The sequence below is a fragment of the Campylobacter sp. VBCF_06 NA8 genome, from assembly GCF_027737825.1.
Lineage (GTDB): Bacteria > Campylobacterota > Campylobacteria > Campylobacterales > Campylobacteraceae > Campylobacter_B.
On sequence record NZ_JAOVUB010000005.1, the window covers coordinates 1 to 16,463 of the forward strand.

Genomic DNA, 16,463 nt, shown 5'->3' on the forward strand with positions numbered 1-16,463 from the left:
CCATTAATAATACCGACCCTGATAAAATTATCAAGCTTACAGATAACAATGTTAGCATGGGTGGAAATCAAATTCACAATGTCGAAGCTGGTGAGGCTGATACAGACGCAGTCAATGTATCTCAACTCAAAAAAGGCGTAGAGGGTAATAAAACAAAAGTTACTGTCAATGGTGGCACGGTCGCTCCGACAGACGGCACTTACACAGATGGTAACCTAAAACTTACTCATGGCGGTGAAGATAACAACACCTATGACCTAAAACTTGCTAATAAACTTAGCTTGGGTGATAGTGCAGAAAGCGGCGCTGTAATAGTCAATAACAAAAATGGTAAAGCTGGCGTAGAAATCTTTGCAGATGACAATACTGGTGAAGGTCACATTAAGATTACTAACGGTAAAGATGGAAATGACGCTGTAAGTGCAGATATTACGGTAGCCAAAGTTGATCCTGCTGGCTCTGGTCAAAATGGCACAACTAATACTAGAATTACCTACAAAGATGCTAGTGGTAATCCTGAGACTGTCGCTACTTTAAATGACGGCTTGAAATTTAAAGGTGATAAAGGCGATGTAGTAAGTAAAAAACTTAACGAAACGCTAAATATTAAGGGCAACACCGCAGCTAATGCTAAATTAACAGAGGGCAATATCGGTGTAGAAAATGTTGGTGGCGATTTAATCATTAAACTTGCTCAAAATATTGACCTAGGAAAAGACGGAAGTGTTAAAGCTGGTGATACTACTATCAACAACGATGGTTTGACTATTGCAGGTGGTCCAACTATAACCAAAACTAATGTCGATATGGGTGGCAACAGAATTCAAAATGTTGCAGAAGGCACTGACTTAACTGATGCTGTCAATTTATCTCAGTTAAAAGCGGTTGAAGGCAAAATTAAAGCTCCAAATACTGTTAGTTCAAAAAATGGCTCTGTAAAAATTGCAGAGACAACAAATACTGACGGTAGTAAGAACTATGACTTGAAAGTCGCTACTAAACAAAATTCTGACGGCACTGTAAGTATGGTTACTTATAATGCTGACGGTAGCGAGAAAACAGGTCCGGTTCAAGTCAAAAATGTAGCAGCTGGTAAGGCTCCAACTGACGCAGTTAATGTATCTCAATTAAAAGAGCTAGTTGGAAATTACACTGTTGAAAACTACACTGATGAGAATGGCAATACATTTAACAATGTAGTTCAAACAAAAGATGAAAAAGGCAAAACTGTAACGCTAAAAACTTACAATGTCAAAGATAAAGGTGAGTATGTTACAAACAATGTCGTAACTGCGATTTCTAAGATGAACGAGCAAGGTATTAAATACTTCCATACAAATGAAGATGAAAATTTCAAACCAGAAGAACAAAGAAAGAATACTGTCGATTCATCAGCCAGTGGCGGACATGCGACAGCTATTGGTTATCAAGCAGACGCTAGTGGCAAATCATCATTAGCTGTTGGCGATAATGCAAATGCAAGTGGCGAGCAATCTATCGCTATCGGTAATGGCGCACAAGCTAGCGGAAAACAATCAATTTCAGTTGGAACTAAAAATATAGTAACAGGTAATAACTCTGGTGCGTTTGGTGATCCAAACACTGTCTCTGGAACTGGAAGCTACGCTATGGGTAATGATAATACCGTATCTACAAATGATACATTTGTAGTTGGTAACAATGTAACTAGCACAGTTGCGGACTCATTATTCCTAGGTAGCAGAACAGCTTATGTTGGCGAAGGCACTAGAAGTAAAGGCACAAACAACGCTTACACTAGCGCAAGCGTAACTGCGAAAAATGCAGCTGGCGAAAATGTCACTATCGGTATGAAACAATTCGCTGGTGGCAACCAAGTCAAAGGCGTAGTAAGCGTTGGTAATGCTAATGAAACTCGCCGTATCCAAAATGTCGCACCTGGTCTAATCAGCAAAGACAGCACCGATGCGATCAACGGCTCACAACTATACTCTGCTATCGAGGGTATCGCCGAGCATTTGGGTAGCAACATAACAAATATCAATCAAAGAATTGATAATGTTAGAGATGAGGCTAGGGCTGGTATCGCTTCTGCTATCGCTATCGGCAACCTACCACAATCTACAATCCCTGGTAAGGGTATGCTAAGTGTGGGTACTGGTTATTATCAAGATGAGGGTGCTCTATCTATTGGTCTATCAAAAATGTCAGACAATGGTAAATGGGTATTTAAATCATCTATCTCAGTCGATACGCAAGACAACATTGGCGCAGGCGCGTCTTTGGGCTTCCACTTCTAAGGTAGCCTAGTGCGAAACCGATGAATTTCGGTTTCGCTTTTTTTAAATTTAAAGGGTAAAAAATGAAAAAATCATTACTATCAGCTCTAAGTTTGGCTGGAATTTTATTTTTTAGTGGTTGCACCACTCATGTAAGCGACAATATCCCAGAAGACGGCGTCATGCAATGGGACGATGTGACTTTTTTGGATATGAACAAAACATGGATTGATGCTCCAACTCACCCAAATGCCGAAAATTTAGGCAAAGTAGAAAAGGGTATGAGCAAAGACCAAGTATATTTCCTAATCGGCCACCCGCACCACCAAGAGGGCTTGTATGCGGTTAGAGAGTGGGATTATGTATTTAATTTAAAGAAAAAAGCTGGCGATCCTGATAAAATTTGCCAATTCAAAATCATCTATGACAAAGATTATCGCGTAGGAAGCACATTTTATAATCCAAAAGGTTGTGCTGATGTAGCCCCTGTGCAGCTACCGAACCAAAATGTCGAGCTAGAATCTGACTTTTTGTTTGACTTCGACAAAGACAACCTTAAAGCCGAGGGCCACGAAAAAATCGCAGCTGTCGCCAAAGATATCGATGTAAATATGGTAAGAAGCGTTAAGGTTTATGGTTATACTGATCCGCTAGGAAGCGACGCTTACAACAAAACTCTATCACAACAACGCGCAAATATGGTCAAAAACGAGCTTATCGCAAATGGAATCCCAGCTAGCAAAATCCAAGCTATCGGCATGGGCGAGGCAGATCAGGTCAAATTCTGCCCAGGCGAAAAAGGTGCCGCGCTAAAAGAGTGCCTCAAACCAAATAGACGCGTCGTAATCAAAACTATTTATTAACAAATTTGGGCTAATCTTAGCCCAAATTTCACTTCAAAGGGGTTAGTTTGAAAAAACTAATTTTAATCTTTTTATTTTTCTCAAATTTATTTGCTATCGAAGATACGAAATTTATCGCGTGCGAAAAGGGCGACGCGCAGGCGTGCTATGAGGTGGGACTTTTGCTTTATATGGGGCAAAGCACTGCCAAAGACGATGAGGGCGCGGTTTTGTTCTTTAAAAAAGCGTGCGATAAAAAGCACGATAATGCCTGCGTAGCTTACGCGCAAATGTTAGAAAACGGCCTTGGAATCAAGGCGGATAAAAACGCAGCCTTGAATTTATACGAAAACGGCTGTAAGCAAAAAAATGTCCTTTCGTGCAAAGGGGCTGAGAGATTGCACTCTGCTTCGAATAAAAACAAAAAAAGATTAAGTGAAATTCGCGCGTTTTTGTGCAAAAATGGCGAGGACGAATACTGCGAAAATGCCCTTGTGACGCTAGAAAACACAAAAGCTGTGGCAAGGCTGGATAATGACTGCAAAAACGGCAATAAAGATTCTTGCGAAACCTTGGTGAATTTGTATTTTAAAGCCCAAGGCACGCCTGAAAATATCCAATCAGCGATTTTTTACACAGATAGGCTTTGCAAGCTAGATGTAGCGACTTCGTGCCGAAATTTAGCCATTATTTTCCAAGGTCAAAGCGATATTGAAGGGGCGAAAAACTACTACGCCAGAGCCTGCGCTATGGGTGATAAAATTTCATGCTCGGAGTATAAAAAGCTAAGCAAATAGCCTAAATTTAAAAGCCTTGAAGCGTGATGGCATACAGCCTTTCAACTGCGTCATCTTCTAAATTTAGCGAATTTTGACTTTGCAGAAATTCTAAAATTTCGCCCCAGTTAAAGCCTTTTTGGTGCAAACAATGCTCGTGAGCGGGCAAAAATCCGCGTGTGAGTGATACTGCGCCGCTAATCTCTTCGTCGCATAAAAAACAAAATGGCTCGCTGTGAAGTCTGCCTTCAAATTCTAAAATTTTAGCGTAACTTTCGATAATTATTCGGCGTGGATTTTGGCGGCCAAAGCGCGAAGCAGCGGTATTTAAAAGCTCATAGTAAAATTTATCAAGCTCGTTTGCGTCCTTTAAATGCGCGCCCAGTAGCCTGATGAATTGCTGCCAAAAAATGAGTTTTTCTCTATTTATCAGCCAGCCGTATCCTAGGTGCATGACATTGCTTAGGCGCGGGAGGAAATTTTGGTTTGAGACTAGCTCAAAATCTATTTTGTATCCTTGTGTGATATTTGGGTGTCTGGCACCATAAAAGCGATACGCGCGCACTAAGGCGTCAGCGCATAGCACATCTACTATACAATCTTCGTCTTTGATTTTTGTGACTTTTAATATAAATCCTTGCATGGTTATATTCTAGCGAAATTTTAAATTTAAATAAAGAAAAATAGGTTAAAATTGAGAGTTTAATTTTGCAAAATTAAAGGAATATTATGAATTTTGGAGATTTGTTTTCAAAGATTCGTAGAGCCCAACCAGAAGCTTCTGAGGCACCTGCGCATTGGGTTAAGTGTCCTGGTTGTGCTTCTTTGATGTATTTTAAGGAGGTGGAACAAAACCACCATGTCTGTCCTAAATGTAACTATCACATGCGTTTTAGCGCAGATGAGCGAATCGCGCTAATCTGTGATGAGGGTTCGTTTGTAGAGTGTGATAAAACCCTCGAACCCGTTGATCCGCTTAAATTTGTTGATAAAAAATCATACAAAAAACGCATAAGTGAGGGGCAGGAAAAGACAGGCAGAACGAGTGCTGTCGTCGCTGGCGAGGCTAAAATTTCAAAACAACCTGTGCAATTAGTCGTTTTTGATTTTAATTTTATGGGTGGAAGCCTTGGCTCGGTAGAGGGCGAAAAAATCGTGCGAGCCGTCAAACGCGCGCTTGATAAAAAGCAAGCCTTGATTATCGTATCAGCTAGCGGTGGAGCTAGAATGCAAGAAAGCACATATTCGCTAATGCAAATGAGCAAAACTTCGGCTGCGCTTAAAATTTTAAGCGAAAACAAAATCCCATTTATCTCTGTTTTGACAGATCCTACGATGGGCGGAGTTAGTGCGTCATTTGCGTGGCTAGGCGATATTATCATCGCTGAACCGGGTGCATTGATTGGCTTTGCTGGTCAAAGGGTCATCAAACAAACAATCGGAGCAGATTTGCCAGAGGGTTTCCAACGCTCAGAATTTTTGCTAGAACATGGATTAATCGACGCTATCGTGCCAAGAGCGCAAATGCGTCAGTATCTAAGCGATATGGTAAATATGCTAACAAATACCCCAGTCCAACTCGATGATAGTAGCGATGAGGGGCTATTTGATACGCACGGCGAAGAAGACGAATAGTGCAGATTATCGTTAATTCTATACAAAAAGGCACCGACGAATTTGCGAGCGAGCTAAACGAGTATCGCAAAATGTCGGCTAAATTTGCTAGCATAAAAGATGAAATTTTCTTTAACGCTAGTATCGCAAAGGCTCAGACGATTGATAGAGCCAGCGCGCTTAGGGCGTATGACGAGGTTTATATGCCTAGATTAAAAGGTTATAATATCGCCCTTGACGAGAGGGGCGAAGAGCTTGATAGTATGGAATTTGCTAAAATTTTAGACGGGAAAAATTTGGTTTCATTTTTCATAGGCGGTGCTTACGGGCTAAGCGATGATTTTAAGGGCAAATGCGATAAAATCATCAGCCTAACAAAGCTAACTTTGGCACATAAAATTGCAAAGCTTATGCTCTTTGAGCAAATTTTTCGTGCGCTTTGTATAAATGCAAATCATCCATACCATAAGTGAGGGTAAAATGAAAAAAAGTGAGTTGAAAATTTACAAAAAACTTTTAGAAGAAAGAAAAGCCGAGCTAAGCGCTAATATCAACAGCGCGACAAAAGATATCGAGGAGCTTAGAGAGCACGGCGCGACAGATGAGATTGATGTAGCTAGCATGGATACGGATTTGACGATTGAGTATTCGATTGGGCTAAAACAAAGAGAGAGCCTAAATAAAATAGTCTCTGCGCTAGAACGCATCGAAAACGGCACTTATGGCGAGTGTTTGGAGTGTGGCGAGCCAATCAGCCCAGAAAGGCTAAAAGTCCGCCCAGAATCAAGACTATGTATTTCTTGCAAAGAACTTGCCGAAAAAGCACAAAGGAGATAATGATGAAGGCAAAACAATTTTTTGTATATTCAGTGATATATATCGGTATCATCGCAGCTGTGATTTTCACGCAAGAAAGCGCGAGCTACACCCTAAGCGTGCTTGGATACTCTCTCACACTGCCTGTGGCTGTGTGGGTAGTGCTGCCATTAGCTTTGTATATGATACTTGCACTTTGTCATTTGGGCTTTTATGGTTTTATGGTTTATCGCAAAAACCGCGCTATACAAAAAGATGTAAGCTCGTATGATGAGATGACAAAAGAGGTTTTGCTAGGATTAGAGACGAACCGAAATTTCAAAACAGAGTTTTTCAAAGATCCAAGCGATATAACTAAAATTTTGTCTCCATGGTATGATAGTAGCGAGCTTGATATCAAAAACGAAAGCCTAAAAGAGATAGTTGATGTCGTCGAAAAGGTAAAAAACGGCGAGGTCGTGGATTTGAAAAAATACAAACTCCCTAAATCAAACGGTATGTTTTTACAAAACGAGCTAAACCGCCTTGATGCCGAGCCTGATTATGCGCGCGAAATTTTAAAAACAAAGGGCGTTTATAACGATCAAATCACCAAAAAAGCATATAAAATTTTAGTCGATAAGGGCGATTATAGCGCGATTAAAACCTATAAAGAATTCCAAGACACCGACGATATCAAGCGTATCGTAGAAAGAGCTGCTGATGAGAGCGAGTTTGAGGTCAGTAGCGAGGAGCTGTTTAATCTCATAAATAGCGATAAATTCAGCGACAAAGACTTCATTTATTTTGCCAAAAAGCTCAAAGACCACCTAAATCCGGAGCAATACAGAACCTTTTTCGAAAGGCTCAAAAACCAAAATTCAAGCGCGACAGAGGCGTATTTGTATGCGCTATATGAGCTTGGTATGATTGATGAGCTAAGAGAGCAGCTCCACATGAGCGACGGCGACGAATTTGATAAATTCCAAATTTTGCTATTTTTACGCGACAATGGCAAATCAGTGCCAGCTTCGCTGATATTCTAAATTTCGGGGCGCAAATTTGTAAATTTTGTAAATTTGCAAATTCGCGCCCTTTTTACACAATCAATGAATTTAAATAAATTTTTCGAGACAAAACCGCTTTTTTTAGCCCCTTTGGCTGGGTTTTCAGATCCGCCACTGCGCGGTGTGGTGAAAAAATTCGGCGCTGATGCGACGATAAGTGAGATGATTAGCGCAAATGCCCTGGTGTTTGAAAACGACAAAACCCTAAAAATGCTAGAAAAAAACGAAGCAGAAGAGCCCTTTTTCGTCCAAATCGCCGGAAGCGACGAGGAAGTGATAAAAAAGGCGGTTTTGATTTTGAATAAATTTGACGGATTTTGCGGGATTGATCTCAACTGCGGCTGCCCTGTGCCAAAGGTCGTGAAGCAAAACTCAGGCTCCGCGCTTTTGCTGGATTTGGACAAGATGGCCCGAATTTTAGAAATCATCAAAACTCACTCAAACAAAAAATTCGTAAGCGCGAAAGTTAGGCTTGGCTTTGCTAGCGTTGATATCGAAAATATCGCGCGCGCGGTGGAGCGAGGCGGGGCTGATTTTATCGCGGTGCATGGGCGCACGAGGGCTGGTGGATACAGCGCGCAGGTCGATTACGACGCAATCGCGCAGGCAAAAGGTGCCGTGCAAATCCCGCTCATCGCCAACGGCGACATTAGCTCGCAAAATGCCGAATTTGTGCGAAGCACGACCGGCGCAGACGGGCTTATGATAGGCAGGGCAAGTATCGGGCACCCGTGGGTTTTCGCCGAGATTAAACAGGGGCAAAGTGCTAGCGCAGAGCTGAAAAAAGAGATTATTTTGGAGCATTTTGCGCAGATGATAGCGCACTATGGGACGCACGGCGTGGCGATTTTCCGCAAACACCTGCACGAATACTCCAAGGGCTACGCAAACGCTAGCGCATTTCGCGAAGAGATAAATCACATAGAAAATGTAAATTTAATGCGAGATAAAATTTTGGAGTTTTTTTAAATTTTGGTTTTTTGTCGTTGCGAGATGACGCGCTCATCGTGCAATCCAGTAAAATTCGAAGCAAAATTTAACTTAAATTTATCATTGAACGAAGTTTTGAAATTTTACAACAACACTGACCTTGAATTTTAAATTTGTGGCAATGAATTTAAAGGATTAAATTTGGTGCCACAAAAACAGAAATAGTTTAAATTTGTAAATTTAAAAATTCAGTATCAACGATACTGACCGAGATTTGGATACCACCAAAATTTACAATATTTCCATAACTTTGTAAAATCATAAAATATAAAAATAAAGAAACAAAGCTTGAATTTAGTAATTTGAATTTTAGTTTTAATTCATCTTTGTTTTTATATGTTCCAAACATTTCAACCCTTTAATAAATTTTTCCTGTTTCTTTATCTACCCAACCAATATAGGGGCAACGCTGATACCAAAAATGTATATATTCATCATCGGTTCCCTCTAAACCTTTTAAGTGTATTAAATTTTTAGGAAACACTTCTCTTATGTATTCAACTATTTTGTCTGATGTTGTATTCCAAAATTTAATTCCTCGAATTTCTTTTTCTGTTTCATTATCAATAGGACATCGAACTAAAATTATTCCGTCATCAATTAGTCTTTTAAAAAGTGCAAGAAATATTTCTGCTTCTTCGGCATCGGTTAGCTCTCTTTTTAGTTGTTTTGAAAAGAAATCGTTTCCCCACCCATATAATGCTTCTGTATGATACCCAAAATATTCTTTATATATGTAATCTATTTGTTTATTACTAAACATTTTGGAGTTTATAACTAATTCTTTCACTATAAACTCCTTATTTAAACTTTAATTCTATTTTCTTTTTAGTATTTGGTAAATTGTTTATTTGTAAAGCACCGTAGGGTGGGCATCCTTGCCAACCGAATTTTATATTTTTATCAAATTTCATCATTTTTAATCCTTTAATTAACCATTGCAGTGAGAAAAAATAACCAAAATATTACAACCGCGTCATTGCGAGCCTAGCGTTGCAATCTAACAAAATTTAGATAAATTTCAAACTCGTAGATTGCTTGCGCGACAAATCAGGCAAATTTACAAAATCTCGCGCAGTGTCCTTGCGCTGTGCATCCAGCTATCTAGCTCGCTCCACTTTTCGTTTTCGATCATATCGGTGCAAATTTGAAGCTCTTTTTTGAAAGACTCTATCGATTTTAACAAATTTTCTTTGTTTTGTTTGAAGATATCGACCCACATTTCAGGGCTTGATTTGGCGATTCTTGCCATGCCAGTGAAGCTTCCGCCGGCTAAATTTATGATATTTCGACGATTTTCCTCTTTTAAGACACTATTTACGAGCGAGTAGCTAATCGCGTGTGGCAGGTGCGAGATGAGCCCCACATGGTGGTCGTGGCTGAGCGCGTCCATAAAGACAATCTTCATACCCGCAAACGAAAAAATTTCAACCGCGCGTTTGACATGTATTTCATCGGCGTTGTTATCGTCGCAGATGACGACTACTGCGCCGTTTAGTAGCTCTGAAAACGCCGCGCTTGGGCCTGAGTTTTCCGTGCCTGCCATAGGGTGAGCGGCGATGAAATTTCCTCTAATCTCTGGCGGGCAACTTTGCAAAATTTTAAATTTCGTGCTTCCTAAATCGATGATTGTGGTTTCCTTGCGCGCGTCTTTTAGCTGGGCTAGCGTCGTGATAATCGCCTCGACTGGGATTGCGAGAAAAATCACATCGCATTTTTGCTTCATCTCTTCGATACTTAAAATTTCATGCACCAGCCCCAGCTCCAAGGCCTCTTTTTCGTTTTCCCTAGAAATATCGTATCCGCTAACCGTGCTAATAATCTTTGATTTTTTCATACAAAGCCCGAGCGAGCCACCTATCAAACCTAAGCCTATAATGCCTATTTTCATAATTTTCCTTTGTAAATTCTTTTTGATTAATTTTAATATGCTATTATACGCAATTATTTTCATTTCTAGGTAAAATTTTATGAGAAAAAGTTTGTTTTTATTATTAGGTGGGGTTTCTGTTGCTTGTGCAGCGCAAATCCAAACTATTAAATTCGAGGGTTTAAAACACCTATCTCCGCAAGTTGCAGCTGCTATTTCTGGCCTACAAATAGGCGATCAAATCACGGGCGAAAACACAAACCGAGCGATCTCAAATCTCTTTGCTCAGGGCTATTTCGAAGATGTGTATATTAGCGAACAGGGCGGAAATGTAACAATTAGCGTAAAAGAAAAACCAAGCGTGGCCAAAGTCGATATCAAAAATGTCGTTACAAACGACCAAGACGCTATCAAAAATCTAATCGGACTTCGCCCAGGACAGGTCTATGATGAGGTTTTGGCAAAAAACGCTGCCGCTAGAATCAAGCAATTTTACGAAGTAAAGGGCTTTTTTGACACTGTTGTCGAAGTTACCCCAAAACCGCTTGATAGCGAAGGAAACGCCGTGCATGTCATAGTCGATGTCAATAGAGGCGAAAACATCATCATCGAAAAGGTAAATTTGATCGGCGCTAAAAAGCTAGATTACGATGATATCGAACCAGCTGTTTCAAACAAACAACGCGAAGTATTTGGCTGGCTATGGGGCTTTAACGACGGACAGCTAAAAGCTAATGAGTTGCCAAACGACGCAAATAGAATCCAAGAAGAATACTACAAAAAAGGCTACCTCGACGCTAGGGTATCTGCTCCAATCGTAAATGCCGATACTGGCGATTACACCGCGGATTTGACATACTATGTAACAGAGGGCGAGCGTTATAAGGTCAGCAGTATAGATATCGACTGCCCAGAAAATGTAACTATGGATAAAGAAAAGGTCATAAGCGATCTAAAACTCGAAAAGGGCGATACGATGAATTCAGACTGGATGCGTCGTGATATCCAAAAAATCGAAACCTTAGTCGCCGATCAAGGATATGCTTATGTCAAGGTCGTCCCGCAAACCGATCAAGACAGAGAGGCTAAAACCATAGGCATAACTTATAAAATTATACCTGAAAATAAAGTCTATATCAGAAATGTAACAATCTCTGGCAACGACAAAACAGAAGATAAAGTCGTTAGACGCGAAATGTATCTAACTGAGGGAAATTTATTTAGCAGAACCGATTACGCTGATTCTATCGCGGCTCTTAAACGCACGGGATATTTTGAAAATGTCGAAATCAAAGAAACTAGGGTGAGCGATGATCAGCTAGATTTAGAAGTCGTAGTCCAAGAAACCCCAACCGGCTCGATTACAGGCGGTATCGGATATGGTAGCGATGATGGATTGCTACTAAGCGGTGGAATTAGCGATAGAAATGTCTTTGGAACAGGACTAAGTGGCTCAGTATCGGTAGAAAAATCAGATGATAAATTAAGCGGTAGAGTAAGCCTTACAAATCCTAGAATTTTCGATTCAGAATACAGCCTGGGCGGTATGGTCTTTGCTAATGATTATGACTGGGACGATTACGAGGAGAAATCTTACGGATTTGCCTTGACGCTTGGCAGAAAGCTAGGACGAAATTTAAGCGCAAGTCTGACATACTACCTAGAAAAGACAGAAATCGAAGGGCTAAACGAATACTACGCAGCCGCTGGTTATCGTAACCATGAAAGCATAAAAAGCTCGATTACACCAGCACTTACATACAATAGCACAGATGATTACTATCTGCCACGAAGCGGTATCATAGCCACAGCTAGCCTAGAATACGCTGGACTTGGCGGAGATATCGAATTTACCAAAGCCAAAGGAAGCTTTAATTACTACTTTGGATTGCGTGATTATATCGATTACGATTTGATTTTCCGCTACAAAGCTGCGGCTGGATATGTTTGGGATAGAGGTGATCCGCTTCCAATCAACGAAAAACTATTCCTAGGTGGTATTAGGACGGTAAGAGGATATAATTCTAGATCGATTCCGCGTAAAGAAATTTGCGTAGCTAGTGGTAGTTGCCGTTATGTCGAAACCGGCGGTATGCAAAGCTTCAACAATTCAGTCGAGCTAAGCTTCCCGCTAATCGATCGTATGAAAATGCGCCTTGTAACATTTTTCGATTATGGTATGATAGGCGACAATGACTGGAACGAGGAAGAGCGATATAGCGCAGGTGCTGGTATCGAGTGGCTCACACCAATGGGGCCGTTGCAGCTGTATTTCACAAAACCGCTTAACGAAAAACCACACGATAAGACAAATAGTTTCGAATTTAGCATTGGAGCTAGATTTAACTAAAATTTGGCGTAAATTTTGGGTAAATTTCACTTTTACCCAAAATTTAACCTTAATGAAATTTAACCAATCCTTTACTTACGATTTACAAAAACTCAGTAAAATCAGGCTTTAATTTAAAATCAAGGTAATTTATGTATAGAAATCGAAGCAGAATAAATCCTAAAATTTTCATTTTTTTAATACTAACTTTGGCGATAGCTTATGGAGTTTTTCATTTTTTAACCTCGCCTAAATTTGAACAAAATCCCCCTAAAATCGAAATTGCAGATGAAATTTACTGGAATTTAATCTCGCCTTTGAAGGTTAAAATTTCAGATGATACAGGCGTAAAATCAATAAAAGTAAGCCTAAATGACGGGGAAAATTTAACTCCGCTAAAAGATGAAGAGTATGGCATAAGCCAAAAAGAGCTAGAAATTGCAGTTGAATTTCCAAAAAATTTAATCCTAAACAAAGATAAAAAATACAAACTACACATCGAAGCTGGCGATATTAGCGCGTGGAATTTCACCAAAGGCAATAAAACCGATAAAGTCGTAAATATAATCATCGACAACAAAAAACCTTTGATAAATTTGGTCGCAAATTCGTATAAAATAACCAAAGGCGGCTCGGCTGTGGTTGTTTTCAGCGCTAGCGATGAAATGCTAGATGAGGTTTTTATTCGCACAAATTATGGCAAAATTTTCAAAGCTACCCCCTTTGTCAAAGAAGGCTATTACGCTTCGCTTGTAGCCTGGCCGGCAAACGAAGATGAATTTCGCGCAGAAATCGTAGCAACCGACAAGGCAGGCAATGTCAGCTCGTCGCAGATTCGCTACTTTTACAGCGACAAAAAATACAAGGTTTCGCAAATCAAACTTAGCGAAAATTTTCTCTCAGGCAAGGTTAGCGATCTAGCCAGCCAACATGCGCAAAATTTCAACTCTATGAGCGATTTGGATAAATTTAAATTTGTAAATGAAACTCTTAGAGAACAAAACGCCAAGGATTTGCACGCATTTACGAGCAGGGTGCATGAGGATATGATAAGCGAGTTTTCGCTTCGTCCGTTTTATCCGCTTGCAAAGGGCGCTGCGGTAGCGAGTTTCGCCGACCACAGGCTGTTTTTCTTAAACAGCGAGCAAGTTAGCGAGAGCTGGCACATGGGGCTTGATCTTGCTAGCGTGGCAAATGCGGATATCAAAGAGAGCAATTATGGCGTGGTCGTGTTTTTGCAAGATAATGGAATTTATGGCCTAAATTTGGGAGTTTATTATGGATTTGGAGTTTATGGCGTGTATGCGCACTGCTCGAATTCAGCCCTTAGCGTGGGCGATCAGGTCAAACCAAACGATATCTTAGCCCAAACTGGCGCCACTGGCTTTGCCTTTGGCGATCATTTGCACTTTGGTATAGTGGTTCAGGGCGTGGAAGTAAGGCCAGAGGAGTGGATGGATCCGAAGTGGATTAAAGATAATGTGAGCGATGTGCTCGAAAGTGCGAAAAAAGTTATCGAAAAAGGAAAATAAATTTCAAATTTTTCGCTATAATGCAAAAATTAATGAAATGAGGGAAAAATGAGACAAAGAACAATAGCTAAAAAAGTCCATAGCGTCGGTATCGGATTGCATAAAGGTGAGCCAATCAGACTTACATTGGAGCCTTTGGAAGCAGGTAGCGGAATAGTATTTTATAGAAGCGACCTTGGAATTAGTTTTAAAGCAACGCCCCAAAATGTCGTAAATACCCAAATGGCCACTGTCGTGGGCAACGAAAAAGGCTATATCTCTACGATAGAGCATTTAATGAGCGCGATTTCAAGCTATGGAATCGACAATATTCGCATTATCGTCGATGCGAACGAAATCCCTGTAATGGACGGAAGCTCGGCGAGTTTTTGTATGCTTTTGGACGAGGCTGGAATCAAAGAGCTAGATACGAATAAAAAAGTCATTATCATCAAACGCGATGTCGAGGTCAAAGAGGGCGATAAATTTGTCCGCCTAAGCCCAAGCGCAAGGCCTAAATTTGATTATACGATTAAATTTGCAAATCCGATTATCGGCACACAGCACCATGTCTTTGAATTTAGCAAAAAGGCTTATATTAAAGAAATTTCTAGGGCTAGAACATTTGGATTTTTAAAAGATGTTCAAGCGCTTCGTTCTATGGGGCTAGCACTTGGTGGAAGCCTAGAAAATGCTGTCGTAATCGACGATAATAAAATTTTAAACCCAGAGGGTTTGCGCTATGAAAACGAATTTGTCCGCCATAAAATTTTAGACGCTATTGGCGATTTGGCACTTAGTGGAGCGCCTATTTTGGGCGATTACACATCATTTGCTGGAAGCCATGATCTAAATCACAAGCTCACCGAAGCTGTATTTAGCGACGCTAAAAATTATGAATTAGTCGAGCTAAACGCGCAAATCGTAAGAGAGTATCAAAAAGCTTTCGCGTAAGGGCAAATCATCAAAGAAATCAGCGTTTTAGTCGTAGCACTCACTTCGCCCGTGCTTGTCGGTATTTACGAGAAAAATGACAAAATTTTAGAATTTTCTAGCGCGCCAGGGCAAAAAGCCGATGAATTTTTGGTAGAAAAATTTTCTCAAATTTTAAAAGAGTATAAAATTTCAGAGCTTATCTATGCGAATACACCCGGCTCTTTTATGGGCATAAAAGTTAGCTTTGTAATGCTAAAAACGCTTAGTATCGCCCTAAATTTACCACTTTACGCGGTCAGTGGATTTGAGCTAAATGGATTTTTGCCGATCAGGGCAAACAAGGCATTTTCATACATTTACGAAAATGGCGAGATAAAAATGGCAAAATTAGAGCCTGCTCCTATGAAATTACCGCAAAATTTATCAACTTTAAATAAAAGCAATGATATACTACCAAATTACATTATTGATGCAGTTTAGGAGAAAATTTGATTATAAAAATTCCCGCCACCAGCGCAAATTTGGGACCAGGCTTCGACGCACTAGGACTTAGTTTAGAGCTTTTTAACGAAGTAGAGATTTGCGAAAACAGCTTTCATTGTATCTCATTAAACGGATATGGAAGCGAAAAGGCGTGGCTTAAAAAAAATAATGCGTTTTTAAACATTTTCCGCGAAATTTATACCAAACTAGGCGGAAATCCAAACCAAAATTTCAAAATTTCATTTCAAAATAATATCCCATTTTCGCGCGGTCTTGGAAGCTCGTCGGCTGTGATAGTCGGAGCAATCGCGGCAGCGTATTATATGCGTGGATTTAGCGTGGATAGGGGCAAAATTTTAAATCTTGCCCTAGAATACGAAAACCACCCTGACAATATCGCCCCGGCGACTTATGGCGGGTTTGTTTCGAGCATAACTTCTGGCAAAAATGTCTATTCGCAAAAGTGCGAGATCGACGCTGATATCAAGGCTATCGTCGTTATTCCAGATACGCCAATGCCTACAAACGAATCTCGCGGAAAATTGCCTAAGAGTTTTACTATCAAAGATTGCGTGAGCAACCTTTCGCACGCTGCGTTTTTGACGGCGTGTTTTATGAAAAAAGATTATGATAGCCTAAGGCTTGCTTGTGTGGATAAAATGCACGAGGAGGTGCGTATGAGCGCGCTACCTGAGCTATTTAGCGTGCGTGAAGTGGCTTACGCAAATGGAGCGATTATGAGTTCTCTCAGCGGTAGTGGCTCGACATTTTTAAATTTAGCCCATGCTAGCGACGCGCAAAAGATAAAAAATGCGCTAGCGGATAAATTTAAAAATTTCAAGGTAGAAATTTTAAATATAGATAATAACGGCTTTAATATTAGCTAAGAAAAAGTAAGATATAATTTTATGAATAAACCGATAAGAATGTGCGTTATTTGTAGAGGTAGATTTGCTAAGGCGGGGCTTAATGCCTTTGTGCAAAATTTCAAA

Annotated in this window: 17 protein-coding genes; 13 read left to right on the forward strand and 4 right to left on the reverse strand. The window is 40.3% G+C overall.

The features are described 5' to 3' along the window. From OFO10_RS06790 to OFO10_RS06800, 3 genes are all read left to right on the forward strand, one after another. On the forward strand, window positions 1-2,279 hold a 2,279-nt coding region (locus tag OFO10_RS06790), incomplete at its 5' end, for a YadA family autotransporter adhesin (protein ID WP_270866606.1). A 62-nt stretch (window positions 2,280-2,341) separates the two neighbouring features. After that, window positions 2,342-3,121, forward strand: coding sequence for an OmpA family protein (locus OFO10_RS06795; protein WP_270859222.1), 780 nt, complete (start codon window positions 2,342-2,344; stop codon window positions 3,119-3,121). A 47-nt stretch (window positions 3,122-3,168) separates the two neighbouring features. Beyond that, on the forward strand, window positions 3,169-3,897 hold the full coding sequence (locus OFO10_RS06800; protein WP_270866607.1) for a tetratricopeptide repeat protein: 729 nt from the start codon (window positions 3,169-3,171) through the stop codon (window positions 3,895-3,897). 7 nt (window positions 3,898-3,904) lie between these two features. Here the strand turns inward: OFO10_RS06800 and recO are convergent, their stop codons facing one another. Beyond that, complete coding sequence (recO, locus tag OFO10_RS06805) at window positions 3,905-4,519, reverse strand: recombination protein RecO (protein ID WP_270866608.1); 615 nt, start codon at window positions 4,517-4,519, stop codon at window positions 3,905-3,907. Window positions 4,520-4,605: 86 nt separating this feature from the next. On the opposite strand from recO, the gene accD reads away from it, so the two are divergent. The 5 genes from accD (at window position 4,606) to OFO10_RS06830 (ending at window position 8,321) form a co-directional block, all read left to right on the forward strand. Continuing rightward, window positions 4,606-5,511 (forward strand): acetyl-CoA carboxylase, carboxyltransferase subunit beta, encoded by a 906-nt coding sequence (gene accD / locus OFO10_RS06810; protein ID WP_270866609.1) that lies wholly within the window; start codon window positions 4,606-4,608, stop codon window positions 5,509-5,511. Continuing rightward, a complete protein-coding gene (locus tag OFO10_RS06815) occupies window positions 5,511-5,963 on the forward strand; it encodes a 23S rRNA (pseudouridine(1915)-N(3))-methyltransferase RlmH (protein WP_270862535.1) in 453 nt (150 codons plus the stop codon). Before accD ends, OFO10_RS06815 begins: the two co-directional genes overlap by 1 nt. 7 nt (window positions 5,964-5,970) lie before the next feature. Then, window positions 5,971-6,327 carry an RNA polymerase-binding protein DksA gene (gene dksA, locus OFO10_RS06820; protein ID WP_270859227.1) on the forward strand — a complete coding sequence of 119 codons (357 nt, stop codon included), beginning with the start codon at window positions 5,971-5,973 and terminating at the stop codon, window positions 6,325-6,327. A 2-nt stretch (window positions 6,328-6,329) separates the two neighbouring features. After that, on the forward strand, window positions 6,330-7,331 hold the full coding sequence (locus OFO10_RS06825) for a LapA family protein (protein ID WP_270866610.1): 1,002 nt from the start codon (window positions 6,330-6,332) through the stop codon (window positions 7,329-7,331). Window positions 7,332-7,394: 63 nt separating this feature from the next. Continuing rightward, window positions 7,395-8,321, forward strand: a complete 927-nt coding sequence (locus OFO10_RS06830; RefSeq protein WP_270866611.1) for a tRNA dihydrouridine synthase — start codon at window positions 7,395-7,397, stop codon at window positions 8,319-8,321. Between the two features lie 187 nt (window positions 8,322-8,508). Here OFO10_RS06830 and OFO10_RS06835 read toward each other — a convergent pair whose 3' ends face one another. The 3 genes from OFO10_RS06835 to OFO10_RS06845 all read right to left on the reverse strand — a co-directional run bounded on the left by OFO10_RS06835 (window position 8,509) and on the right by OFO10_RS06845 (window position 10,233). Further along, window positions 8,509-8,691, reverse strand: a complete 183-nt coding sequence (locus OFO10_RS06835; protein WP_270866612.1) for a hypothetical protein — start codon at window positions 8,689-8,691, stop codon at window positions 8,509-8,511. A gap of 9 nt (window positions 8,692-8,700) precedes the next feature. Then, complete coding sequence (locus OFO10_RS06840) at window positions 8,701-9,132, reverse strand: hypothetical protein (RefSeq protein WP_270865339.1); 432 nt, start codon at window positions 9,130-9,132, stop codon at window positions 8,701-8,703. Window positions 9,133-9,402: 270 nt separating this feature from the next. Next, complete coding sequence (locus OFO10_RS06845; RefSeq protein WP_270865337.1) at window positions 9,403-10,233, reverse strand: prephenate dehydrogenase; 831 nt, start codon at window positions 10,231-10,233, stop codon at window positions 9,403-9,405. 79 nt (window positions 10,234-10,312) lie between these two features. Here OFO10_RS06845 and bamA point away from each other — a divergent pair, with 79 nt between their 5' ends. The 5 genes from bamA to thrB all read left to right on the forward strand — a co-directional run bounded on the left by bamA (window position 10,313) and on the right by thrB (window position 16,358). Next, the gene (gene bamA, locus OFO10_RS06850) at window positions 10,313-12,562 is read left to right on the forward strand and encodes an outer membrane protein assembly factor BamA (RefSeq protein ID WP_270859233.1); all 2,250 of its coding nucleotides are present in this window, start codon (window positions 10,313-10,315) and stop codon (window positions 12,560-12,562) included. A 131-nt stretch (window positions 12,563-12,693) separates the two neighbouring features. Then, window positions 12,694-14,073: a M23 family metallopeptidase gene (locus OFO10_RS06855; RefSeq protein ID WP_270862541.1), complete on the forward strand. Its 1,380-nt coding sequence runs from the start codon at window positions 12,694-12,696 to the stop codon at window positions 14,071-14,073. A 48-nt stretch (window positions 14,074-14,121) separates the two neighbouring features. After that, on the forward strand, window positions 14,122-15,006 hold the full coding sequence (gene lpxC / locus OFO10_RS06860) for a UDP-3-O-acyl-N-acetylglucosamine deacetylase (RefSeq protein WP_270865334.1): 885 nt from the start codon (window positions 14,122-14,124) through the stop codon (window positions 15,004-15,006). Between the two features lie 51 nt (window positions 15,007-15,057). After that, window positions 15,058-15,468 (forward strand): glycoprotease, encoded by a 411-nt coding sequence (locus OFO10_RS06865; RefSeq protein WP_270866613.1) that lies wholly within the window; start codon window positions 15,058-15,060, stop codon window positions 15,466-15,468. 8 nt (window positions 15,469-15,476) lie between these two features. Next, window positions 15,477-16,358 carry a homoserine kinase gene (thrB, locus tag OFO10_RS06870; RefSeq protein WP_270862543.1) on the forward strand — a complete coding sequence of 294 codons (882 nt, stop codon included), beginning with the start codon at window positions 15,477-15,479 and terminating at the stop codon, window positions 16,356-16,358. The last annotated feature ends 105 nt before the right edge of the window (window positions 16,359-16,463 follow it).